Annotated in this window: 15 protein-coding genes and 1 other RNA gene; 8 read left to right on the top strand and 8 right to left on the bottom strand. The window is 49.0% G+C overall.

Translation table 11 applies throughout. The annotated features are described in order from the left end of the window. The first annotated feature begins 81 nt into the window (after positions 1 to 81). From GJR95_RS00085 to GJR95_RS00050, 8 genes are all read left to right on the top strand, one after another. Positions 82 to 3,015 (top strand): SusC/RagA family TonB-linked outer membrane protein, encoded by a 2,934-nt coding sequence (locus GJR95_RS00085; protein WP_162383947.1) that lies wholly within the window; start codon positions 82 to 84, stop codon positions 3,013 to 3,015. Positions 3,016 to 3,028: 13 nt separating this feature from the next. After that, positions 3,029 to 4,480, top strand: a complete 1,452-nt coding sequence (locus GJR95_RS00080; RefSeq protein WP_162383946.1) for a RagB/SusD family nutrient uptake outer membrane protein — start codon at positions 3,029 to 3,031, stop codon at positions 4,478 to 4,480. A 64-nt stretch (positions 4,481 to 4,544) separates the two neighbouring features. Beyond that, complete coding sequence (locus GJR95_RS00075) at positions 4,545 to 5,852, top strand: DUF3472 domain-containing protein (protein ID WP_162383945.1); 1,308 nt, start codon at positions 4,545 to 4,547, stop codon at positions 5,850 to 5,852. Positions 5,853 to 5,907: 55 nt separating this feature from the next. Next, positions 5,908 to 7,050, top strand: coding sequence for a GHMP family kinase ATP-binding protein (locus GJR95_RS00070; RefSeq protein ID WP_162383944.1), 1,143 nt, complete (start codon positions 5,908 to 5,910; stop codon positions 7,048 to 7,050). A 113-nt stretch (positions 7,051 to 7,163) separates the two neighbouring features. Beyond that, positions 7,164 to 8,729, top strand: coding sequence for a sulfatase family protein (locus GJR95_RS00065; RefSeq protein ID WP_162383943.1), 1,566 nt, complete (start codon positions 7,164 to 7,166; stop codon positions 8,727 to 8,729). Between the two features lie 181 nt (positions 8,730 to 8,910). Continuing rightward, positions 8,911 to 9,774 carry a sugar phosphate isomerase/epimerase family protein gene (locus GJR95_RS00060; protein ID WP_162383942.1) on the top strand — a complete coding sequence of 288 codons (864 nt, stop codon included), beginning with the start codon at positions 8,911 to 8,913 and terminating at the stop codon, positions 9,772 to 9,774. A gap of 86 nt (positions 9,775 to 9,860) precedes the next feature. After that, on the top strand, positions 9,861 to 11,606 hold the full coding sequence (ggt, locus tag GJR95_RS00055) for a gamma-glutamyltransferase (RefSeq protein ID WP_162383941.1): 1,746 nt from the start codon (positions 9,861 to 9,863) through the stop codon (positions 11,604 to 11,606). Positions 11,607 to 11,737: 131 nt separating this feature from the next. Beyond that, positions 11,738 to 13,165: a glycoside hydrolase family 30 protein gene (locus GJR95_RS00050; protein WP_162383940.1), complete on the top strand. Its 1,428-nt coding sequence runs from the start codon at positions 11,738 to 11,740 to the stop codon at positions 13,163 to 13,165. Between the two features lie 140 nt (positions 13,166 to 13,305). Here the strand turns inward: GJR95_RS00050 and trmD are convergent, their stop codons facing one another. The 8 genes from trmD to GJR95_RS00005 all read right to left on the bottom strand — a co-directional run bounded on the left by trmD (position 13,306) and on the right by GJR95_RS00005 (position 25,114). Continuing rightward, complete coding sequence (gene trmD / locus GJR95_RS00045; protein WP_162383939.1) at positions 13,306 to 13,980, bottom strand: tRNA (guanosine(37)-N1)-methyltransferase TrmD; 675 nt, start codon at positions 13,978 to 13,980, stop codon at positions 13,306 to 13,308. Then, positions 13,970 to 14,557: a ribosome maturation factor RimM gene (rimM, locus tag GJR95_RS00040; protein ID WP_162383938.1), complete on the bottom strand. Its 588-nt coding sequence runs from the start codon at positions 14,555 to 14,557 to the stop codon at positions 13,970 to 13,972. Before rimM ends, trmD begins: the two co-directional genes overlap by 11 nt. Positions 14,558 to 14,717: 160 nt before the next feature. Beyond that, positions 14,718 to 15,290 carry a 30S ribosomal protein S16 gene (locus GJR95_RS00035; protein WP_162383937.1) on the bottom strand — a complete coding sequence of 191 codons (573 nt, stop codon included), beginning with the start codon at positions 15,288 to 15,290 and terminating at the stop codon, positions 14,718 to 14,720. 166 nt (positions 15,291 to 15,456) lie between these two features. Next, positions 15,457 to 15,955, bottom strand: an RNA gene (rnpB, locus tag GJR95_RS00025) — RNase P RNA component class A. Positions 15,956 to 16,128: 173 nt separating this feature from the next. Continuing rightward, on the bottom strand, positions 16,129 to 17,781 hold the full coding sequence (locus GJR95_RS00020) for a RagB/SusD family nutrient uptake outer membrane protein (protein ID WP_162383936.1): 1,653 nt from the start codon (positions 17,779 to 17,781) through the stop codon (positions 16,129 to 16,131). A gap of 27 nt (positions 17,782 to 17,808) precedes the next feature. Then, a complete protein-coding gene (locus tag GJR95_RS00015; RefSeq protein WP_162383935.1) occupies positions 17,809 to 21,000 on the bottom strand; it encodes a SusC/RagA family TonB-linked outer membrane protein in 3,192 nt (1,063 codons plus the stop codon). Positions 21,001 to 22,108: 1,108 nt separating this feature from the next. Next, positions 22,109 to 22,501: a hypothetical protein gene (locus tag GJR95_RS00010; protein WP_162383934.1), complete on the bottom strand. Its 393-nt coding sequence runs from the start codon at positions 22,499 to 22,501 to the stop codon at positions 22,109 to 22,111. A gap of 381 nt (positions 22,502 to 22,882) precedes the next feature. Beyond that, complete coding sequence (locus GJR95_RS00005; protein ID WP_162383933.1) at positions 22,883 to 25,114, bottom strand: TonB-dependent receptor family protein; 2,232 nt, start codon at positions 25,112 to 25,114, stop codon at positions 22,883 to 22,885. Positions 25,115 to 25,356 lie beyond the last annotated feature (242 nt).

The following is a 25,356-nucleotide window of genomic DNA, read 5'->3' as shown; positions in this document are numbered from 1 at the left end:
GCTCTCACGGCTCCATACCGTGAACACTACCATATTTACCCTTCGTTCTCTTACCTATCTCATTTCTTTAAACATTCTACCATGAGCAATCTTTTCGTTAAAGCGTTGCTACTGACGCTATGCCTAAGCATCAGCGGATTTGCGCAGCAAGTGACGTTTACTGGCCTGGTTCGCGACGACACCGGTCAGCCATTACCGGGAGCAACCATCGTGGTTCGTGGCACAACGCAGGGCACAACCACCAATGCCCAGGGTACATTCTCGGTTCGCGCTACAGCAACCGATGTACTGGAAATCAGTTCGATTGGTTTTCAGGGAACAACGCTGACCGTTGGTAATCGCACCAATGCCGAGATTACGCTCAAAAAAGCCGACACCATGCTGGATGAAGTCGTCGTGTTAGGCTACACCTCCACCCGGCAGAAAACCCTGACGGGGGCTGCTCAGGCCGTATCGGCAAAGGAGTTGAAGGACGTAACGGCCAACAACGTTGGTCAGTTGTTACAGGGGAAAGCAGCCGGCGTATTCGTTGGCAATAGCTCGGGCGACCCACGGACTCCACCCAAAATCCTGATTCGGGGTGTGGGTACCCTCACGGCCAGTTCAAATCCGCTTTATGTAGTGGATGGTGTTATTGGCGGCATTCCAAACCCCAGTGACATTGAATCGATTACGGTGCTTAAAGATGCTTCGGCAACAGCGCTGTATGGAGCGCGGGCCTCAAACGGAGTTATCGTTGTTACGACGCGCCGGGGGGCTTCGGGCAGAACGCAGGTTACGGCTCGATTAAATAAAGGGGTCGGATATCTGAGTCTGGGAAACTTTCGATTACTCGACGGTCAACAGTTGTATTCACTGCAGAAACAGGTTTTTCAGCGCGACCGGCCAACAGCCAATGTCAATGATTACCTGCCTACACCGGAAAAGAACGCCAATACCAACTGGTTCGATAAGGCGTTTCGACCCGCCAGCAACACACTGGCCGAGCTAAGTGCATCGGGAGGCAACGACAAATCCCGTTTTTTTCTGAGCGGCAACTACTATCAGGAAGATGGTATTTTGAAAGAAACTGGATTGGATCGCTTTGGGCTACGGCTCAATTTCAGCCATAACGTGAGTGAAAAGTTTCGCGTTAGCCTGAACACGGCTGGAACTTACACGCGTGGATACGATAACAGCGGTGGCTCGCTCTATGGCGCTTACACCTACCTGCCCTACGACGACCCTTACCTGAATGGCCAGCCTTATAATCCGGTTACCGGGGCTAAAACATGGTATGGCCGTGATAATGCCAACTTCATCTACAATCAGCAATATGGCACCTTCAAGGAGAACACGCTTTCGGGCGATCTGCTCCTGAAAGCGGAATACGACCTGCTTCCCTGGCTCACGCTAACCACAACCAACCGGGCGCAGACTTCCATTTATGCCAGCGAAACCAGTCAGGATTTGCGGGGTAACAGTGCTGCCGATGTGTTCGGGCGGCTGACCAACTACACCGACCGCAGCAATACATTGCTCACCTCAAATCTGCTTCGCTTCCGCCACAGTTTCGCAGGTGGCCATAGTTTGGATGGGCTGGCGGGTTACGAGTATCAGACGTACTACTATCAGTCGCTGGGCGCTACTGGCAAGGGGATTTTTTCGGGACTCAATATCCTGGACGCTACATCGCAGGCCGAGAGCATCAATGGTACCAAAACAGATAATGCTTTTTCATCGTATCTGTTTCAGGCGAATTACGGCTATAACGAGAAATACCTTGTAACGACTTCGTTTCGACGGGACGGCTCCTCGAAATTTGGGCGCAACCACAAATACGGTAATTTCTACGCTGTTGGGCTGACCTGGGTGGCCTCCAACGAAGCATTCCTGCGGAGCAATCCTACGTTGAATAACCTGAAATTCCGGCTGAGTTACGGTACAACCGGTAACGCCGATGGCATCAGTGATTATGCGTCACAGGGCTTGTATAACCTCACGGGCCAGTATGCCGGCGTACCGTCGGCTTATCCAACCCGAATCGAAAATCCGAACCTGTCCTGGGAAGTATCGAACAATACGAATTTCGGAGTTGACGCTACATTATGGAGTCGCCTGTCAGTCTCGGTCGATCTGTATAACCGCCTGACAGACAACCTGCTCTTCAATCGTCCGTTGCAGGCTACCAGCGGCTATGCGTCCATTACAGAGAACGTTGGAGCCGTATTGAACCGGGGGCTTGAGGTCGTTTTATCCACTGATATTCTTCAGAATTCGGCCCTGAAGTGGCGGGCGGAACTCAACGCAGGCATGAACCGCAACCGGGTTACCGCCCTCTACGGCGACCGAACCTTTGTAGCGAACAACATGCGCCCGTTCGCCATCGACCAGCCCCTGAACAGTTGGTACATGCGTCGCTGGGCGGGCGTCGATCCGCAGACTGGCTCACCACTCTGGGAAAAAGTGAATGCCGACGGCACATCGACGACAACGGGTAATTACAACGAAGCGACGATTCAGTTTATCGGTAGCAACGCCAACCCGAAACTGTTCGGTGGTATCCGGCAGGTGTTGAGCTGGAAAGGTCTTGAGCTGAATGCGTTCTTCACCTACTCGACGGGGGCGACGCTGTATAATGGCGACCGAAACCTGTTCGACAACGATGGTGCGTATGACCGCTATAACCTGATGGCTTTGCAGAAAGGCTGGAGCCGATGGGAAAAACAAGGTGATATTGCCACACACCCGAAGTACGTGATTGGCGGCAACAACAATGCCCAGCGTCCTTCGTCGCGTTTTCTCGAAAATGGCAATTATCTCCGCTTGCGCAACGTCAGCCTGAGCTACGATCTACCGACAGCTTTAGTGAAAAAAGCCAGGCTTACCGGCGTCAGACTGACTGCATCGGGCGATAACCTGTTCACGATCACGAAATTTTCGGGTATTGACCCCGACGTGACAGAAACGGGCGAGGTCGGCACGAAATACCCCTTCAGCAAAAAGTTTGTTTTTGGCGTTCAACTCAGCTTCTAATCTTTCTCTGAATATGATACCTATTTTTTCACGCTTTATGATGCTGGGATGCGTACTGTTAGCGTCCGGATGCAGTATCGACAAAACTGCCTACAACGGCCTTTCTGAAGAAGTTATTCTGCAGAACGCCCAGGGGCTACGGGCCGCCACGGATGGCAATTATACCTTCCTGAAAGATTCAGACTTTACTCGTAACCTGTTCATTATGAACGAGTATCCGGGTGACAACCTGACGCTAAGCGGCACTACGACTGACCCGCTATTTTTGACCTATACGTATCGTCATACGTCAGATCAGGGCAATTCGCTCCAGATTTACCGGAAAGGCTATCAGGTTATTGTGGGTTGCAACAAAGTAATTGGTGCCATTAAAGAAGGAACATCAAAAGAGCTGGATCAGCTTTTGGGTGAGAACCTGTTCCTGCGGGCTATGGTCCATTTTGACCTGGTTCGGCTGTTTGGTCGTCCTTACAATCAGAGTCCGGAAACAAATCCTGGCGTCATTATCAAAACCGATACCAAAGCCGACGACGATGCCAGTCGGGCAACGGTGAAAGATGTGTACACCTTTGTCATCAATGATCTGACCAAAGCGGCCCAACTCATGACCAGTGTCCGTACGAACAGTTACGCCAGTGCCGCTTCGGCTTATGCGTTACTGTCGCGGGTATCACTGTACATGAATGATAATGCGAATGCGATCAACTACGCGAATAAGGTCATTGCCGATGGTCGGTTTACGCTCTCTACCCCAACGCAGGTACCGGATTTCTATTCGGTTGAGAATGAGCAAAACCGGGAAATTATTCTGGCGATCAAGCACACGCTGAAAGATGACCGGGGCTTTAGTGCCATTGGCTCCATGTATTATACCTCGCCGGGTGGTGTTGGCTGGGGTGAAGTATATGCGTCCCAGGCCTACCAGGATCTGGTCAACAAGTATCCGAATGATCAGCGCCGGGTTTTTCTGGTTCGTAAGCTGACGGCACAGGGCCTGCAGGAAAAACGGAATGGGATCGATAAAGTGTATATCACCAAGTTTTCGAATCAGGGTGGCATTCCTACGCTGAGTTCGCCAGTCCTGCTTCGCCTGTCGGAAATGTATCTGAACCGGGCCGAAGCGTATGCCAAAACGGGTGAACTGGCAAAAGCCATCGAAGACGTAAACCTTATTCGCAAACGGGCCGGATTGAACGGAACCGACCTCTACTCGGCTACGGATCTGAAAGGATTGCCGACTGTACTGGACGTGGTGTTGCAGGAGCGACGGCTGGAACTGGCTTTTGAAGGCCACCGCCCCTACGATTTATACCGCAACAACCTGAATCTGGTTCGCAACTACCCCGGCTATCACAATACCCAGACCGGCCAGCAAACGGTTGCTCCCGACGATAAGCAGCTTGTCCACCTGATCCCGGAAGCCGAGATTACCCTGAATCGCAATCTGAAGCAGAATCCATTATAAGTTTGCAGCAGCCAGCGTATGGCTGGCTGCTGTACATATTCGCTACCCTAAACCCGTACCATCCATGCAATCTGGCATCGTCACGTTTCTATATGCTTTCGTAGTGTCGGTAGCCTGCGCATCCAATGAGCCCTCTCCAGCGGGAAAAACGTTGCATTTGTCTAATCTGGCCGATACGACGCTATCCATTCCACTAGCCGGAAATGGATTCATCACGCAGACAGTTTCGGGTGGATCTGAGGTTATTACAGCTCAGGGCCTAACCAATTGGCGTAATCCAGGAAGTACGGCCAGCATTTATTTCCGCCTGGATAAAACCGAAAAAATGGCAGTTTCTATACGGGCGAAAGTGCCATCTGGAACGAGTACGATCAAGGTTTCGGTCAATGGGAAACCATTCACGATCAGCCTGACAGCGCCTGATTTTCAAACGATACCCATCGGATCGATCACGGTTCCTGCCGCCGGATACGTTAAGGTCGATTTACAGGGCGTCAATAAAACCGGCGATTCATATGGTGAGATTTCCGACCTGATCATCACCGGCCCTGCAGCCACTTCCAACGTCGTTTTCGCCAATGATCCGGCTACTTATTACTGGTCGCGACGAGGGCCTTCCGTTCACCTCAAATACACCCCTCCGGCTGCTACAGAGGTGGAGTGGTTTTATAACGAAATAACGGTTCCATCTGGCGAAGACAACATAGGCTCGTATTACATGGCCAATGGTTTTTCGGGTGGTTACTTTGGTATTCAGGTAAATAGCGCAACCGAACGACGCATCCTGTTTTCGGTCTGGGACCCTTCGACAGGCAAGACTACACTCGTCCGAAAAGGCCCCAACGTCACTGACAATGGATTCGACGGTGAAGGAACTGGCGGGCAGAGCTATCTGAAATACAACTGGAAAGCCGGAACCTCATATAGATTTCTAACTCATGGCGTACCGGATGGATCAGGAAACACCCTGTTCTCGTCCTGGTTCTTCGCTCCGGAAGTCGGGAACTGGCAGTTTATTGCAACCTGGAAAAAGCCCAATACAACCACCTACCTGACCGGGCTTTACTCCTTTCTGGAAAATTTCAACGATAAGGTTGGGTATACCGGGCGAAAAGCTTTTTATACGAATCAGTGGGTCAGGAGTACGACTGGCAACTGGATCGAACTGGCAACTGCTTCGTTTACCGGGGACGCAACCGCTAAAAACAGGCAGCGACTGGACTATGCGGGTGGGGTCGAAAATGGCCAATTCTTCCTGCAGAATGGTGGTTTCTTCGCCAATCCTGTTCCATTGAACAAATCCCTCAGCCGTCCGGCAACGGGTCAGCCACCCGCGGTCGATTTGCACTCACTGCCCAATGTACTTCCCTAAACGCTTCATCTGTTTCGTTTTAGTTGATCAGAATACGCTTAGCTTTCCCTAGTGAATGAATAAACAATCCATATATGCCTCAACGCCTGGTCGAATCTGCCTCTATGGTGAGCACCAGGATTATTTGGGACTTCCCGTCATTGCCTCGGCTATTTCGTGCCGAATTTACTTAACCGGCGAGCGCATCGACCAGCCAATTGTTCGACTACGCTTACCCGACATTGGTGGTCAGGAACAAATTAGCCTGACCGATCTACCCCTGACTTATCGGCATGATCGAGATTATTTCCGCAGTGCCATCAACGTGTTGCATCGCGCCGGGTTTCAATTTAGTCAGGGGATAGATGGTGAAGTCAGCGGGCAAATTCCGATTAACGCGGGTACATCAAGCTCATCAGCCCTGCTGGTTACCTGGCTCAATGTGCTGAGCCAACTGGCCGATAACCCTCAGGTGCTTCTTCCCAAACGGCTTGCAGAGCTTGCCTATATGGCCGAAGTTCTGGAATTCGGCGAACCGGGAGGTATGATGGACCACTACTCTACGGCACTTGGTGGTGTCATTTATCTGGAATCGAAACCGTTTATTCGATTAAAAACCTACCGTGCCACTTTAGGAACGTTCGTTCTGGGCGATTCGGGAGAGCCGAAAGATACCATCCGAATACTGGGACGGGTGAAACACGGTATGTTACGGATTGTGAAGCAATTAGCAGTTCTTAATCCAGCTTTCTCATTACATACGGCCAATGTCGATGAGGTAAAAAAGTACCGAAAATTTCTAACGAAAGACGATTATATACTTCTGAAAGGAACACTCTCGAATCGTGATATCCTTCAGGAAGCCCTGGCCCTGATTCAGTCGTCCGACCAATCGGCCGCACCGCTCAACGATGTTCGGCTTGGGCAGTTACTGACGGCCCACCATGCCAATCTTCGCGATGCGCAGCGAATTTCGACACCCAAAATTGACCGGATGCTCGACGCTGCTCTGACTGCCGGAGCGCTGGGCGGAAAGATTAACGGCTCAGGCGGGGGCGGTTGCATGTTCGCCTATGCGCCTGATAACGCTGAACAGGTAGCCGAAGCGATCGAACGGGAGGGCGGACGAGCCTACATTGTCAACGTGGATGAAGGAACAACTCAGCTACAGCAATCGTCACCAGTGAGAGCGTCCACCAGTCAGCTATCAACGAAGTAACAACTTTTGTAGTTGTGTATAGGTAATTAAATTGTCCGGGTAGCTTTGCTATAAATAATGGCATACCCTGATCATTTAATTACCTTTTTTATCTCTGGTCTAGCGCTAATTCGATGAATAACATGGCTGTGCTGCTACGCACTATTACTGTAATTGCCCTGACTCTATCCAGCACGGCAGAAATCGCTCAGGTTACCAAAGCGGATGCGCGTCAGACAGCTCAACGGCCAAATGTTATCCTCATCTACGCCGACGACCTTGGTTATGGCGACCTAAGCTGTTATGGATCGACCAAAGTCAAAACACCAAACGTAGACCGGCTGGCCAGTCAGGGATTACGCTTTAAGAACGCCTACGCAACCTCGGCAACCTGTACTCCCTCGCGCTATTCGCTCCTGACGGGTGAATACGCCTGGCGTCAAAAAGGCACGGGCATTGCCCCCGGCAATGCCTCACTTATTATCAAACCGGGGCGTAGTACGTTGCCCGGCGTGTTCAAAGCTGCTGGCTATCAAACTGCATCAGTGGGTAAATGGCATCTGGGCCTGGGTGGCCCCGAAGGACCAGACTGGAATGGTGACCTTAAACCCGGCCCGGTGGAAGTGGGATTTACTCACTCGTACATCATGGCTGCTACCGGCGATCGGGTGCCATGCGTGTACGTGGAAAATCATCGGGTCGTCAATCTTGACCCCAAAGACCCGATTCAGGTCGATTACAAGCAAAAGATTGGCGATGAGCCAACGGGCCGTGAGAACCCGGATAAGCTAAAGATGAAACCATCGCATGGCCACGACATGACCATCGTCAATGGCATTAGTCGCATTGGCTACATGACGGGTGGCAAATCGGCTCTGTGGAAAGATGAGGACATGGCTGATGTATTCACCAAACAGGCGGTTCAGTTCATTGAGAGCACTCAAAAAAACAAAGTGGCGGCCCAGCCATTCTTTCTTTACTTCGCAACCCACGATATTCATGTGCCGCGCGTTCCGCACCCTCGATTCGTGGGTAAAAGCGGGCTGGGGGCACGCGGAGATGCCCTCCTCGAATTTGATTGGGAAGTGGGTGAAATCCTGAAAACGCTCGATCGCTTACAGCTGACAAACAATACACTGGTACTGCTTTCGAGCGACAATGGTCCGGTTGTAGACGATGGCTATCAGGATCAGGCCGTACAAAAACTGAGTGGGCACCGACCCGCCGGGCCGTTGCGGGGCGGAAAATACAGCGCTTTTGAGGCCGGAACGAGAGTGCCGTTGCTCGTGCGCTGGCCGGGAAAGGTGAAACCCGGCCAATCAGACGCTCCCATCAGCCAGATTGATTTTCTGGCCGATTTTGCCGCTCTTTTAGGACAACAGTACAATCACACTGACGCTCCGGACACCGAAAATCAACTAAATGCGCTACTTGGTCGCGATCCGACCGGCCGTGCCGAGATTGTTGAACATGCCGGAACGTTGTCAATTGTTCAGGGATCATGGAAATACATTGATCCCAGCGACGGTCCAGCCTTTGAAAAATTCACGTCAACTGAATTGGGAAATAATCCCCAGCCTCAACTGTATAATCTTGCCACCGATCTGGGTGAAAAACGAAACGTAGCCAATCAATATCCCGCACGGGTACAGCAGCTAAAACAACGACTACAGGAAATCCGGCAGAAGGCAACGCAGTAATTGCTGATGATTCGTGGCAGGACTTTGGCTCAATGCCTTACCACGGTTATCAACTCGTCATCGGCAACCGTGGCACAACGCAGTTCAAACTCTACGTTGTTTTTATGACATACTGTGAAGGCAAAAAACAGTAGTAGTATCGATTGGTAGTCTTTATCTACTATTCTTAAATCCTTACGTTATGTTCAAATCCGCTTATCCCCTGGGCCTATTGCTTGGGTTATCGCTTTCCGTAACCGGCGTTTCTGCCCAATCGCGTAAACCGCTGTATACCTTTCCTTTAGGCGTCGAGGCCTATACCTACCGGGCTTATTTCCCCAAAGATGTAGTGGCCACGCTGGACACGATCAAGGCATTGGGTTTTACAGAAATGGAGGGTGGCACGCCAAAGGGTGTAACAACCGAAGAATACCGAAAAATGCTGGATAAACGGGGCATCAAGATGGTTGCTACTGGAGCCGGGTATGAGCAGATTGTGAAAGATCCGGAAAGCATCGTCAAAAACGCCAAACAACTGGGGGCTTCCTATGTCATGGTCGCCTGGATACCGCACGAAAAGAGCAACTTCACCATCGAGAACGCAAAAAAAGCCGTCGACGATTTCAACCGGGTGGGTAAGACCCTGAAAGACAACGGCCTTACGTTTTGCTACCACAACCACGGCTACGAGTTCGGTCCGTATCAGAACGGAACCCTTTTCGACTACATTGTTCAAAACACCAACCCGCAGTATGTATCCTTTGAGCTGGACATTTTATGGGCCCAGCACGGCGGTGCTGACCCGGTCGCGTTATTGAACAAATATGGCAGCCGCTGGAAACTCATGCACCTTAAAGACCTCAAAAAGGGCATTAAAGGTGACCTCAGCGGTGGTACACCGCCCGAAAACGACGTTGTACTGGGCAAAGGTCAGGTAGACATGCCCGGTGTATTGAAGGCTGGCAAAAAAGTAGGTATCAAGCATTATTTTATTGAGGATGAAAGCAATCACGAAGATGTTCAGGTTCGCCAGAGCATTGCCTATCTGAAAAATTTAAAGGAGTAGTGGCTTTTTTTAAATTCCTCTGAATAACAACAACTTCCCGAAAGCGTCATGCTTTCGGGAAGTTGATTTTTACCCCATTCTGTCAAATGCAAATCCGGCTGGCTGGTCACCTATCCATCTTCCTATTTCTTTTCGGCTTTCCACTCTTCGGGCAGCCCGTAACCGGCAAAGGTGATCGTATAACCGGATCAAACATTGCCACCAGAAGCCCGGTGCTTGGGAAACATGGCATGATTGCAACGAGCCATCCCCTTGCCACTCAGATTGGCCTGGATATACTCAAACAGGGCGGAACTGCGGTCGATGCGGCTATCGCGGCCAATGCCGCACTGGGTGTTATTGAACCCAATAATGGCGGTGTCGGTGGTGACCTGTTCGCGATTGTATGGTCGGCCAAAGATCGCAAACTGTACGGACTCAATGCCAGCGGCCGCTCGCCAAAAGGCTTATCGTATGAGACCCTAAAGACGGTTCTGGGCCAACGGGCGCAGATTCCATTGTACGGTCCACTATCGGTTTCGGTGCCCGGAGCAGTAGACGGCTGGTTTCAGTTGCATAAGCGTTTCGGTAAATTACCTGTTTCAACCCTTCTCGCACCGAGCATTCGCTACGCCCGCGAAGGCGTTCCGGTACCGCAGGTGATTGCCTACTCCTGGCAGGTAGCCGCCCGTCGGTTGGCCGACAATCGGGCCGACATCACCGAATTCGATAACTTTCGCAAAACGTTTCTTATTGACGGAAAGGCTCCAATGGAAGGGCAGGTATTCCGGAATCCGGATCTGGCCAATACGTACGAAAAAATTGCCAGGGGTGGCCGGAATGGATTCTATAAAGGAGCAGTAGCCGAAGCGATCGACCGTTATGCCCGCCGGGCGGGCCTATACTTACGGAAAGAGGATCTGGCAAGCCACCAGAGTACCTGGGTCGAACCGGTTTCTGTCAACTATCGGGGCTTTACGGTTCACGAACTTCCGCCCAATGGCCAGGGAATAGCCGTGTTGCAAATGCTTACAATTCTGGAGGGTTTTGACTTGAAAAGCCTCGGGCACAATAGCGCCGATTACCTTCATCTGCTGGTAGAAGCCAAAAAATTAGCCTTCGAAGATCGGGCTCGTTATTATGCCGATCCGGATTTTGCCAAAGTACCTGTCGATGCTTTACTGAGCAAAGACTATGCAGCGCGTCGTCGCAAGCTGATCGACCCCAGTAAAGCCGCCGAACGCATCGATGCAAGCGACCCTGCCCTCCGCGCTGGCGATACCGTGTACCTGACCGTAGCCGACGACGAGGGAAATATGGTATCGCTGATCCAAAGCAACATGCTCGAATTTGGCAGTGGTATGGTTCCTGATGGCCTCGGTTTTGTTTTTCATAACCGGGGAACCAGTTTTACGATGCAGCCCGACCACGCGAACGTTTATGCGCCCAACAAACGACCTTTCAATACCATCATTCCAGGCTTTGTCACAAAAAATGGTGAGCCCTTCCTCAGCTTCGGCGTAATGGGGGGAGCCATGCAACCCCAGGGTCATTTGCAGATTTTGTGCAACATTATCGACTTCGGCATGAACGTACAGGAAGCGGGTGACGCGGCCCGATTTAGCCATTCGGGCAGTAGTGAACCCATCGGAACGGTCATGAAAGACGGGGGGCGGCTGGCGTTGGAAAGTGGTATTTCCCGCGAAGTTCGTGCTGAGCTGGAACGTCGTGGGCATCATCTGGCCGAAACCGATTTCTTTGGGGGTTATCAGGCTATTCTGTGGGATGCTAAAAACCAGATCTACTGGGGTGCCAGCGAAATGCGTAAAGATGGTCAGGCTTCAGGTTTTTAATAATCGGCTGCATTGAATACACTGCATGACGTTTTAGTAGTTGAAAAACAGCCTGCTCACCAAATAGATCCGGCAATCGCCATGAGCATGTTTCTTACCATAAACCGTATCTTAAAACCGATCATCTTTCCATGGGCATTCCGTTCAAACAGCAAACTGCGGCTCTCTGCCTGCTTGCCAACTTAGTCTTTACTACTGGCTTCCAGAACAATGCATTCAGTCAGGGTTCCCCAAAAAACGTCGAATTCTGGCTGACCAACCCCAATCGATCAGTTCTATTTGTAAAGCAGCAGGGCACACTCTCATTCCGCACATCCATCAACGCGAATCCAACCATCGATATCGACGCCACGAAAACGTTTCAATCGATCGACGGCTTCGGCTATACGTTGACAGGCGGCAGCGCCATGCTCATCAACCGGATGGACGCTAAGGCGAAAGCAGCACTGTTGAAGGAGTTGTTCTCGACAGAAGGAAAAAGCATTGGCGTAAGTTATCTGCGGCTCAGTATTGGTGCATCGGATTTAGATGACCGGGTTTTCTCGTACGACGACCTTCCGGAAGGCCAGACCGATGTCAGACTTGAAAATTTCTCACTGGCCCCCGATCGTATTCACCTGATTCCGGTGTTGAAACAGATTCTGGCCATTAATCCTAACCTGAAAATTCTGGGCTCACCCTGGTCTCCACCAACCTGGATGAAGACAAATAACAACTCGAAAGGTGGTAGTCTGAAGCTCGACTATTATGACACTTATGCTCAGTATTTCGTAAACTACATTCAGGGTATGAAAGCCGAAGGCATTCGGATCGACGCCATTACCATCCAGAATGAGCCGCTGCATCCGGGCAACAACCCGAGTCTGCTGATGCTACCCGCCGAGCAGGCTACGTTTATCAAGAAGAGCTTAGGCCCTTCCTTCAAAAAAGCGGGCATTAAAACCAAAATTTTCCTATACGACCACAACGCCGATCGGCCCGACTACCCGATTTCGATCCTGAACGATCCGGAAGCCAAAAAGTACGTCGACGGATCAGCGTTTCACCTGTATGCCGGGCCCATTGAAGCACTCTCGAAGGTTCATGATGCCCATCCGGATAAGAACCTGTACTTCACCGAACAGTGGATTGGTGCACCGGGGAATCTGAAGGGTGATCTGGCCTGGCACGTGAAGACACTGATTATTGGCGCCACCCGAAACTGGAGCCGGACGGTGCTGGAATGGAACCTGGCAGCAGACCCGAAGCAGCAACCTCATACTGTTGGCGGGTGCACAGAATGCCTGGGGGCCATTACAATAGCTGGCAATACCATAACCCGTAATCCGGCTTATTACAATGTAGCCGTTGCGTCAAAATTTGTCCGTCCGGGTTCAGTAAGGATTCAGTCCAATACGTCAGAAACGCTGCCAAATGTGGCGTTTAAAACACCGGATGGCCGAAAAGTCGTGATTGTATTGAATACGAAGGCGTCAGCACAGGCTTTTAATATCCGCGAAAATGGCAAACAGATTAGCACATCGTTGCCAGCTGGTTCTGTCGGAACGTACGTCTGGTGATCTGTAATGGCTATTGTTGGCTTACTTCGACAATATGAACTCACCAATTCCAGCCGCTCCTGATGCTGATTTGGGAATATAAATAACCCCAAATCAGCCATTCCAATTATTTCTCTATCGTTTAGTTTAGGAGGACCCTCCTACTCCAGCAAATCGGGTCTCCGCATCCGTGTTCGTTCCAGTGCCTGTTCATACCGCCACTCGTCAATTTTGGCTTCGTGGCCCGATAACAGAATATCAGGTACGCGATGGCCTTCAAATTCGGCCGGGCGGGTGTAGACCGGAGGAGCCAGTAAATTATCCTGAAAGGAGTCCGTTAAAGCCGATGTTTCATCATTAAGCACGCCAGGCAATAACCGGATTATAGCGTCGGAAAGCACAGCCGCTGCCAGTTCACCACCCGATAGCACATAATCGCCAATGCTGATTTCTTTGGTAATAAATAACTCACGAACGCGCTCATCGACCCCTTTGTAATGTCCGCAGAGGATAATTAAATTCTGACGTAACGAAAGCGAATTAGCCGTTTGCTGATTCAGACGTTCACCATCAGGCGTCATGTAAATAAGCTCGTCGTAGGTACGTTCGGCCTGCAAAGACCGGATGCAGCGGGCAATCGGCTCGATCTGCATCACCATACCGGCTCCTCCGCCAAAGGCATAATCGTCTACCCGCCGATGTTTATCGGCCGTAAAGTCACGCAGATCATGCGCGACAACCTCCACATAACCACCCTGTTGCGCCCGCTGAAGAATGGAATGCGCAAAAAAGCTGTCCAATAATCGGGGCAAACAGGTAATAATATCAATCCTCATCGGTATCGTCCTCGTCGCCATTAACTTCTGGCTTTTCTTTGCTGTCCTCTTCCATGTAGATCGCCAACAAACCATCCGGTAGGGCAACATTCAGCTTCTGATTAGCCCGGTCTACCGTTTTCACAATATCGCTATTGATGGGAATCAGAACCTCTTTACCGAGATAATCCATGGCGATCAGATCCTGTGCATTCATGGCATACACACCACGAACTGTGCCTAAAGGTCCTTCCTGTGCATCGACTACCTGATAGCCGACAATCTCATGGAAATAGAATCGGGTTTCATCCGTAATCGGTTCCAGTTCATCGAGCGGTAAATAAGCACCGCAATTGATCAGTCGTTCGGCCTGTTCGATGGTATCAACGTCCTCAAAGGCAATAATTGCCCGGCTACCTTTCACGATAGCGATGGATTCGATGAAATACGGGATCAAGTCGCCTTTCACCTCCAACAGTACCGATTCCAGATCGGCATACTCACTGGCGTTATCAACGTCTAAATAAAGAACCAGTTCACCACTTACGCCATGCGTCTTGGTGATATGGCCTACCTGATAGCAATCGTCCTTAGTCATAGGGGAAGCAGCTGAGAAGCCGCATTTTCTGGCAAAAGTACGGCTTCCCGCCGGAACGCCGACTGGTTGCCTTACTCATAAAAAGAGCCTGCTCACAAACGAACAGGCTCTTTACTAATCCATTTTCCGGATTTCCGGTATAACCGGACCGGTCGAAAAACTATTCCGCAGCAGGAGCGTCTGCAACGGGAGTTTCTTCTGGTGCAGCAGCTTCCGTAGCTGGAGCCTCTTCAACGGCTGCTTCTACAGCAGGTGCTTCGGCAACAGGTTCTTCCACTTTGTTTTTCTTAGCGATCGCTTCAGCACGCGCTTCATTTACCTTACGCTCAGCTTCCAGACGCGCGGCACGAGCCTGCTCTTTGGTTTGCGTTTTGGTATCGGCCGAACCTGCTTTACGATTCTCTTTATCATCTTTCCAGGTTGTGAATTTCTCATCAGCCTGTTCCTGCGTGATAGCGCCTTTGTTAACGCCTACCTGCAGGTGTTTGCGATACATGATGCCTTCATGCGACAATACCGAACGGGCGGTATCGGTCGGTTGAGCACCAACTAAGAGCCAATGTACGGCCCGCTCCGACTTCAATACAACCGTCGAAGGGTCTGTGTTGGGATTATACGAACCGATTTTCTCGATGAACCGGCCATCACGGGGCGAAGTTGATTCTGCCACGACGATGTCGTATATCGCCATTCTTTTGCGTCCACGACGCGATAAACGGATTTTAACAGCCATTTGTGCTTGTTGGTTTTGATGGGAGACGCATCTCCCCTGTAAAACGTGGCCGCAAAGGTAAGGAAAGTTTTTGAAAAAATAATGCGAACTTCCTGTCTGTAAGTGAGAATATAGAAAATTCTAGTTCTCTTACCTACCGACAGGAGGTCCGCATGACAAAAAACCTGATTGACACGAGCCTATAAGCCGGGTTCTGTCCTCCGGGGTTAACCGAATGGCTTATCATTTATCTAGGATGGTCGTCACCGGCCACCTCATTCGACCTACCCGCGTCGGCATCTGGATTGTTCCCGGCTGGGATTACTCCAGAACGGGGACGAGCAGCCCCACATCCGACGCTTATTTGGTCTTTCAGCCCCTAAGGTTTATCCTGCCCCGTCGGTCGCCCGCCGGGCGGTAGGCTCTTACCCCACCTTTTCACCCTTACCAGTTCTTCAATGAGCGAATGAGCGAACTATTGCCTGAGTGGACCGGCTTGCGCCAGCTATTCACTCAATCACTCATTATCCCATTCGCTCATTGAAAAATCGGCGGTATATTTTCTGTGACACTGGCTGTCGAACGGCCGTTCCCAGCCGTCCTCCTTCCCGTTAGGAAGTAGAGTGCTCTGCGCTGCCCGGACTTTCCTCGCCTGATTGCTCAAACGCGATAAGCCAGCTCATATCGTTCAGGTATCACAAAGGTACACCCATCGTATCGGTTTCTCAAGCTGTCGTTCGATGTTTACGGTTATTCACCCGATACGCTCAAAACCAAAAACTCCCGGTTCGCAGCTGAAAGCTACTGATACCGGGAGTTTTCTTAGCTAATCAACGAATCTTCGTAGACAGCAATCCGATTAATTGGTTTTGGGATTTTTTGTCGGTGCGCTTCCGCTGGTTGGTGGATTATAGACGATTTCGTTATCCGGTACATCCCAGTAATCCAGATAGCCGTAGGTGATGGTTGCGTTTGTACTAACGACCCCCGTGCGGCTAAGCGCAACAGCTCCTTTTCGGCCTGTTTCAAGCAATCCCCAACGACGGGCATCGTAGAATGAAAGGGCGCGGAACAGTAAACCGATACGACGTTCGCGACGTAGTTCTTCTTTAGCCGCATCCAGCGTCAGGTTTTTTCCGGTAACGACAGCCAGACCGGCTCCCTGTGCCTTGCGAACCTCATCGATCAGGGCAAGACCTTCCTCAATCTTACTGGTATAGATCAGCGCTTCTGCTTTCATCAACTGGTTTTCTTCGTACGAACTTGCCAGGAATAATTCATAACCGCCTGCATTCGTGTTTGAGTACGAAATAACAGAGGCCAATCCTTCTGAACCAGACGCTCCCCGGTTAACCAGGTTCCATCGGGTAAAGAACGCATTACCCCGTGAGGTTTCCCCGATGTATGCCGAGGCTCTTTGCTGGAAATTATTAGACAGGCGAAGGTCACCCGTTTTGAAATCCTGAATCAACCGTTCGGAGATTTTATAGGTGTTGTTCGCACCCGTTGTTTTCCCGGAAACAGTACCAGCCGTTGGAGACAGGAAGTCACCGGCGGCATTGGAACGACCCGTAAAGACAAGATCAGAAGCCTGCACACCATTATTCGTAAGCGTCAGAATTTCGGCCCATTGAGCAGCTGTCATGGCGTTCACACGCGTATTGACCAGTATATTCCGGGCTTTCATTGTATTGATATTGCGAACCCACATGGCTGGCGTCAATATTCCTCCTTTACCAACACGGTTAAAGTTAGGAATTAAACCCGTCATCGTAGCCGTATAATCAGCGCTGGCCGTCAAGCCACTCAGAATTGTAGCCGCTGCATCGAAGTTTTTATTGGCTTCGGCAATCATGGCTTCTTTGGCCACATAATTACCGTTTGTACCATTCAGGGCTTCCCCATTTGCCTTATCGTTAATAATACCGGCATAATAGATGGAACCGATCCGGGAATACGCGTAGCCTTTCCACCAGTATGCCCAGGCTTTCAGAATGCCTTTTTTCGTATCCGCTTCGCCCGAAAACGTAGTCGCATCAATGTTAGCTAACAATGTATTAGCGGCATTGTTCATGTTATACATGTAGGCCCATTCGTAGTAGATCGAGTTCTGAAAACCCGTCGAGTTGACGTTGGCTGTAATCCGGATAAAATCGATCTGCTTATTGGGCGAGTTCGGATTCAGCAAAATCGTACCGTCATCGAGCGTAATCTGGTTTGGCGCACCAATCTGGTTAATAAAGACGTTAGCAATGTCGGTCCCGATGACGTCGCCCATTAACTCATGATTACCAATGGCTCCCGACCAGAAATACCCTGGCACGCCATCGTAATATTTTACATCTCTAAAACCGGTCACGTAAAACCCTTCGCCGAAGGCAATCAGACCAGTCTCGGTTTTTAAGGCCGGTGACGAAGGCTGGTTGGGGTTCTTAACGTCCAGTTGTTCTTTACAAGATGCCATAAACCCGGAGAAAGCCAGTGTTAAGGCAAGTATCTTTAACTTGTTCATAAGGTCAGTTTTTTGAGATGGGGTTCCTTAAAATCCGAAGTTCAACGAAGCCTGGTACGACTTAAAGTTTGGCATCGTGCTGTGGTCAGTTCCTCTGTCCCAGGCAGAGTTCGACGTTCCTGAGCTGATTTCCGGATCAAAGCCCGTGTACTTGGTAAGCGTCCAGAGATTACGTCCCGATAAAACAAGCTGGAGTCGTTTAACAGCCGGAATGTTAAATACTTTAGCCAGATCAACACCTACAGAAATGTTTCTCAGACGCAGGAACGACGCATCTTCATAGAAATAATCTTTGGTGCCGTTGGCTGTACGCTGTGCATAAACACCCCGGTAGAAAGCCGTCCAGGCACCGGTTTGCCCATCGATGGTGAAGGGGTTAGCATAATCGCTGTGGATACCATCTCTGTACATCCATTCTTTCGTCTGATTGTACAGGTGGCTACCGTTTACCCAATCAAGCTGAACACCAAAAGTAAGGAAGTTCTTGAAGGTCAGATCATTGATAAACGACATGTTGAATTTCGGGTTTGGATCACCGAAACTGTATTTATCTGCCGTGAAATAGGGCTGTTTCGTTGCTTTATTGACAACAAACCCGTTACTGGCAACCGTATAAGCTTCCTGTTCGGCCTGTGGAATGAAGAAGTTGCCGTTGGGGTCTTTCGCATCGACAGTACCTATGGTTTTGTAGCCATACAACTGCCCGATTTTCTCGCCCGCTTTCAGGACATAGTTGGTGCTACCTGCATTCGATGTAACAATAATCGGAGCATCGCCCCGGACGGCGATTATTTTGGAGGATTGTTTACCGAAATTGATCGTCGTATTCCATTTCAGATTAGAGCTATGGTAAACAGTCGAATTTAACGACATCTGAAGCCCATTCGAACCTAAGGTAAAGGCATTATCGGTCAGTTTCCCCAGTCCGACAGAAGGAGCCACGTCAACCTGGTAGATAGCATCTTTTGTTTTCCGATCCCAGTAGGTAGCTGATAGCGCAATGGCATTTAACCAGCTGCTGCCTTTAAATAAGCTAAATACCATGTCGGTTCCAATTTCCAACTCTTCCGATACCTCTACGCCCAATGCCGGGTTACTCTGCTGATTGGCGTAATAAAATGCCGTTGTGTTCCCTACCGTTGTTGGCGTAATGGTTACGTAACGGTCGAAAGGCTGAGGCTGGATACCCGCCTGACCATAGGCTGCCCGCAGTTTCAATTCTGGCAGGAAGCTGTTTACAGAACTATTTTGCCAGAACTTCAGCGCCGATAAACGCAGGTAAGCATCGCCACGCGGGAAGGTAAATGGCTTGGAGCCCTGACCAAAGGCCGATGAATAATCACTCCGGAAACCACCCGAAATCCCGGCAAACTCACCATATTCGAACCGCTGATTCAATAAATAGCCATAGGTAATAAATGGCTCCGAGTAATCGCGATAGACCCGCCACGATGTGGTATTTGCGGCATTGTAGGGCGAATAGGCAGCCGGTAAACCAATGCCCGCACTGGTATATTCTTTTACCTGACTGTTACGCCAGTCGAACAATGCCTGGGTGGTCGATTTGATCGGGACATTCAGGTGAAAATCTTCTTTAAAGTCAAAAGAAGCCGTAGCCGTTGCCAGGAAATTCTGGAACACTTTACTGTTCACATACTTTGTGAGATCACCCGTATTCGTTGTGTTGTAGTTCGAGATATAGTTGGTTGATCCCTGCGTTAACCAATATTTGTTATTGGCATTGTTTGCCTGGTTCATGTATTCCAGATCACGGTTCTGCGTCTGGAAATTCAACCCGTATTTCAGGTCTAAATCAACATACTTCGGAAACTTATAATTAAGGTTCAGGTTCTGAATGATGTCAACCTTATTGTCATTGTTCCGGGTGTATGCCTGCCGATACGATGGGTTCGACGCATTGATACCAATGGTCTGGTTCATGTTATAAGGAATAGAACCATCCGTGGTTGTCAGATCAAAATCAGCCAATGGATACGCATTCAACAAGCTGAACAGAATGGTCCGGTCACTGGTTTTCAGTGTGCTTTTGGTGTAAGCTAACTGCGTGATCGAACGAAGGGTAAGCCCTTTGGCCAGCTGCATCCCAATGTTGGCCGATAGGTTGCTCCGATCCCAATACCCATTGTTAATAATGTTACTTTCCTGATGGCTATTGGAAGCAGACAGGCCAAAATCGGCTTTCTGACTTCCACCCGAAATGGAAACACTGTTATTAACTGTTTGGGCTGGTTTGAAGAAATAATCGAAGTGATCGTGGTATAGCAGATTCGCGTTGTAAGGCTTGCTGTTCGTAACGGTCGGGTCAGTAGAATTATACTGTACGTTCTCCGAATAGATGCCATTGAGAGCATCATATACGATTGGCTTACCCGACGATCCAATGATATTATTGCTGGCATCGGTGGCAAAAGCATGGAATTTCGCTTTGCTTAAACCGCCTACATTCAAGTATGTATTTTCTGCAATGCTGGACGAGAAATCGATATTCAACACGCCGTTTTTACCTTTTTTGGTAAACAGTTGAATTACACCGTTTGCGCCCTGCGCTCCATAAATAGTAGCTGCTGCTGCGCCCTGTACTACCTCAACCCGCTCGATTGAGTTCAAATCAATCGTTTGCAGGCTGGTCGCTCCCATTTGGATACCATCAATCAGAATCATGGGTTGCGTTCCCCGGTTGATGGTGTTGATTCCGCGCAACAGAATGTTTACGTCAGCGCCCGGTGTACCGCTCCGGCTGGTGATCTGAGCACCCGGAATTTTACCGATCAGGGCTTGATCTACAGAAGCAGAAGGCGTTTGTGGTAAATCTTTTCCACTAACGGATTCAACCGATATGGCAATTTTCCGTTTGTCGGTAGCAACCCCGACCCCTGTTACGACAATTTCGGCAAGTTGTTTGGTATCCGTTGCTAATTTGACATCAATGACTGAGTTCGCTCCTATCTCAACTTCTTTGGACGCCATGCCAATGAAGGAGAACACCAACGCACCTTTTGCAGGGGCCGCTATCGAGTAGGTACCACTGCCATCCGTGACAGCTCCAACCGTGGTCCCTTTTACGACCACCGACACACCGGGAAGCGTGGTTCCATCTTCAGCTGAAGATACCTTTCCCGTAATTTTCCGTTCCTGCGCCCAACAAAAAGCCCAGGTTGAGCACACCAGCAGGAGGCTCAACAGTAAATTTCTTCTCATAAATTGATTAGAGTAGATTAGGTTATAATACTTGCAGTAAGTATCCTGCAAAAGTAGGTGAGCATTTTTTTAATCCAAAGGCAAATATAAAAAAAATTATAATTTCTTATAAAAACTGATCGACATACCCTTAAAATTAATAATTCATTTTTAGTCTATATTTTAATATAATATTACATTTTATGAAAGAAATACAAAATTATATACCGATCTTAGTTAATTTATTATTGTATACATATATATCTATTAAGCATACATAGTAAGCTCTTTATAGAATAAAAGTACAATTTTACACAAAACACAATCTGCAAGAATTAGTCCAGAATATGAGTATTTTTACTCATTAAATCAGGAATTTACAGGCATTACCAAAGATTAAATTGTATTTTAATTATAGTTTAATATTAAATTCTACAAAGTATTCTTTAAGCGCGTCTAATAGCCCACTATTAACCATAAAGCCATATAAAATCAAGCAAGAAAATTCCTACTAATAAAAAAGAGAGTACCGATAAGTTTTTCACTAGATAAGCTCTGCGCGCTCTTTGTTTGTTTTTGCGGCCCAGCAATCCTATCCCCTCTAAGGTCGGATAGCCTAAGTGCAATTGAGTTGATTGTTGAACCTATCGCTTTGGATGCCTCTTTATCTGGGAAGCAAATCAGATAATACCTATAAGATTGGCACTGATAGCGCTTAAAGTTTTGCTATCCATCCAATATCCAGTTTCCATTTACCGGGATGAAAGAGTGCTTCAGGGGTTATTTTCGCCTGTTCGTGTAGCATTTGCGTCATCTATACAGATAACCCAACAAGCGATTCAAAGTCTATATCTGGCAAATTGTTCTGGACCACACCCATAAAATCTAGCGCGACCAAGCGGGAATTTATATGCAGGCAATAGTGATCACCTACCCGCTGAAGGAATAAACTGCTTTAATTCAAGCATGAGCAGCATTGCTAATGAACGGAATTCATTAGTTGGCAAGAAATAAAATGACGAAGAATCGTACATATCGCTGGTTACAGCGGATACGTTCTACGATCATGGTACTGATTGTCAGGCATAAATCCTGTCCGATCTGTACCATGTGGCGTTTCAGGAGGCATTTATGTACTTTGGCAAAGTACCTGCTGGATTCGGCGGGCCTGCTCCTGTAGCCGTAGTGTATGGGCATGAAGGCACTCGATGGTTGCCTGTTCAGATAGTTGATTCTGCGCCGACGATTTATCCATAACGCTTATCAACTGGCTGATTTCCTGAATCATCGCACAATGAACCTGTTCAAGATCACAAAGTGGGTATTGACCATAGAAGTTAGCACCGGGATGCATCAATTTGCGGGCTACCTGTTTGTGAGCAGCAATCGTTTGACTTAAAGTTTCATACCAGGTATGAAGATCTATGACTGCGTGGTGCCAGTTTTCAATTACAACCGGTAAGTCAGCAGAGCTTGAAGGGACATACTCATCGGTCTTATTACTTGATGTTATTCTAATCATTCCGTAAAATCCTGTAGGCAAAACGCCTGTATTTTTGACCTGAATAGTTAAACAAAGTCACAAGTATGTAACTGAAACCAGTACATATAGAAACCCAATGTCGCCCTGGATCTTTCGTAGTTGCCGTGCTGGCAAACCAGCCATACTTAGGGCAATCTCCGGCATCAAGTAAACAACTTGTAAGCTGGAATTTTGCACGATCGAACAGGCGACATTTACTATAGATTTTATGCAATAATCAGGCCGTTTTGAGGGAAATTCCCAAAAAAACGGCCTGATTCCAGGAAAAATAGGGTTATTGTTTATTACGAACGGTGTACGCTATTAATATGACGGGCCAGAATGCAAACTCGACATTTACGTTTTCCCGAATGTGCATCATCAAAAAGTCAGCCCGACTGTTAGCACCGCACTACGTCCATCGGAAGGCCAGACACCCGGCCCTGGGTAAAATGTCGGACGCTTGGTAAAATATTGTCTGTTGAGCAGGTTATTGACACTCCCCCGCAGGGTCAATTGGCGGCCAATGTGCCAGGTTCCATTCAGGTCCCATAGGCTATAGGCAGACACGGGTCCAATTGCCCCATTAGCCGACGCTACGGTTGTGTTCAGTGGATCGGAGAATGTTTGGCTAACGTAACTGTACTGAAGTGTCAGGCTGGCGGTTCCATACCGGGCCGTCAATCCATTTCGGGTTGTCCAGCGGGGAGCCGATTCAACCTGATTGCCCTTCACTGACCGATTTTCGCTTCCAGTCGATACCTGACCATTGATATACCGTGCATGGTTAACCGCGGTTGATGTAAATCCACTGATCAGGACTTTGTCGGTACGAATCAACTGCGATTCAAGCAGAGCCTCGATACCCGTACTTCGGCTGTCGCCAATGTTTGTCCGAAAAATATAGTTCGTTCCGTCCGGATTCGTCAGTAGCAAAGTACCCAGCCGATTACGGTATAAAAGGTCAAAGAGTGTCAGATTTATGTGTACGCCCTGCCAGCGTCCCTCAATGCCTAGTTCGGCGTTATACCCATACGCATCTTTCAGATTCTTATCGATCTGTTCATAGGTCGAGGCTGGAATAATATCCTTGAAAACCACGGGGCGGTACGCCTGCGACCAGCCGCCGTATAGTTTCACTTCATCCGTAAGTTTATAGTTCGCATTGACACCCAACAAGGCAAAATGATGGCTAATATTTGTTGGGAGATTAGCGGGGTCATAATAGGTAATAGTTCCACGCATTTCGGTCGTTCCGCTTTCAATCCGAATGCCGGGCGAAATGGTCAGACGATCTGTAAGGTTGAGGTTATTTTCGGCAAAAAAGGCGATGTTTTTCGTTCGATAATGCAGGTCTCGCTTAAATGGAGTACTCAGGGAGAGATCAAAATCACTACCCGTTGAGCCTACGCCAAGCTGCTGCCGGTGCAGGTCTGTTCGCATTAACTGGACACCAGCGGCTAAAGCTCCGCCAACGGAGCCCAATTTGTATTGATGTAGTATCCGGGCTTCTGTTGTATAACTATTGAAATGGTCGACATCCACCTGCCGGGGCCGATATTGGCCGGTCATTCGATTAACGGTGTCAGGTATTGTTGCAAAGGCGTCAATCTGAACACTGTTTCGAGCCCCCAGTACGGCCGATGTTGTCCAGAGCAAACTGGTCCGATCGGAGATTTGCCAGGCCAGTTTCAGCGATGGAACATAAATATCCGGATTAAAATAGTTTCGACTCCGGGTCGACTGGCGCGGGTCCTGTGCAAACATGGCATCGGTGAGCGGACCGGGAATCTGGTAGGTATACGTTGAGCGGCCTAGTTCTGCAGTTAGCCCCAGGCGCTTCGTTGCCTGAAAGTGCAGCCGCCCCAGTTGAGCTTCGGCATCCGATTTACTATTTTCCCGATATCCATTCGAATGCCGTCGGTAATAATAGGCATAGTATGTCCACTTGCCAACTCGACCACCAATGGCATTATAGGTACTCAACAGGCCGTATGTCCCAACAGAATTGAGCGTCTGGAAACTGAATCGACGCGAGGTATCGGCGCCTTTAGTTACGTAATTAAGCATACCGCCAAATTGCGCACCGTATTGTAGCGAACCCATTCCTCGCACAAACTCAATCCGATCAATACTTTCCATCGGAGGTGAGTAATGGCTAGCCGGATAGCCATACATATCGGAGTTGGTAATGATGCCATTCTGGCGAATATTATTTTCCCACGATCGGTGTGGGTCCAGACCGCGTGTAGCAATATTTATCTGGTTACCGGTGCCGTCCATGTCGTAAATGAACACACCGGGAATTCGGGCAAACACCTGTCGCGGATTCTTTTCGGCGACATTGACGTCAATGTCAGACAGCCGAATAACCTCACTGCGTTTACCGCCCATCAGGTAGGTATTGTGCACCTCGGGTAATGATTCAACAACGGTCGGTCGTACGCCTTTAACCGTAATTTGATTGAGCGTATGCGTTCGTATTGAGTCGGTATCTGTCTTTAGCTGACCAATAGCTACAGGCGCATACTGCCCAAGTACAAGATAAAGTACGAAACCGGTTACCGATCGTCTGAAATGTTTTTTTGTATAGGGGAAGGAACGTTGTGTCATGTGCAGATAATTTACACTCACATGACTGTTTCGATCAATAAAACACCTAGTACTCTTCCAATTTATATTTTATACGGAATAGTCATGAATGGGGTTGATGACAAACCTATAAGCTGGGCTGCCGATGCGCCGGGCCGCCCAATGCTGTCAACTTAAGCATCAAGTTGCTCTTCTTCGATTAATTTGGGGCTTTCTAGGCCTTTTCCGTTGGCGGCTAAATGCTCGGTTTGGCTTCGACAACG

Origin of the sequence: Spirosoma endbachense (assembly GCF_010233585.1) — a bacterium.
Lineage (GTDB): Bacteria > Bacteroidota > Bacteroidia > Cytophagales > Spirosomataceae > Spirosoma > Spirosoma endbachense.
The sequence above is the reverse complement of the archived record's forward strand: the minus strand, read 5'-3'. Positions and strand labels throughout refer to the sequence as shown.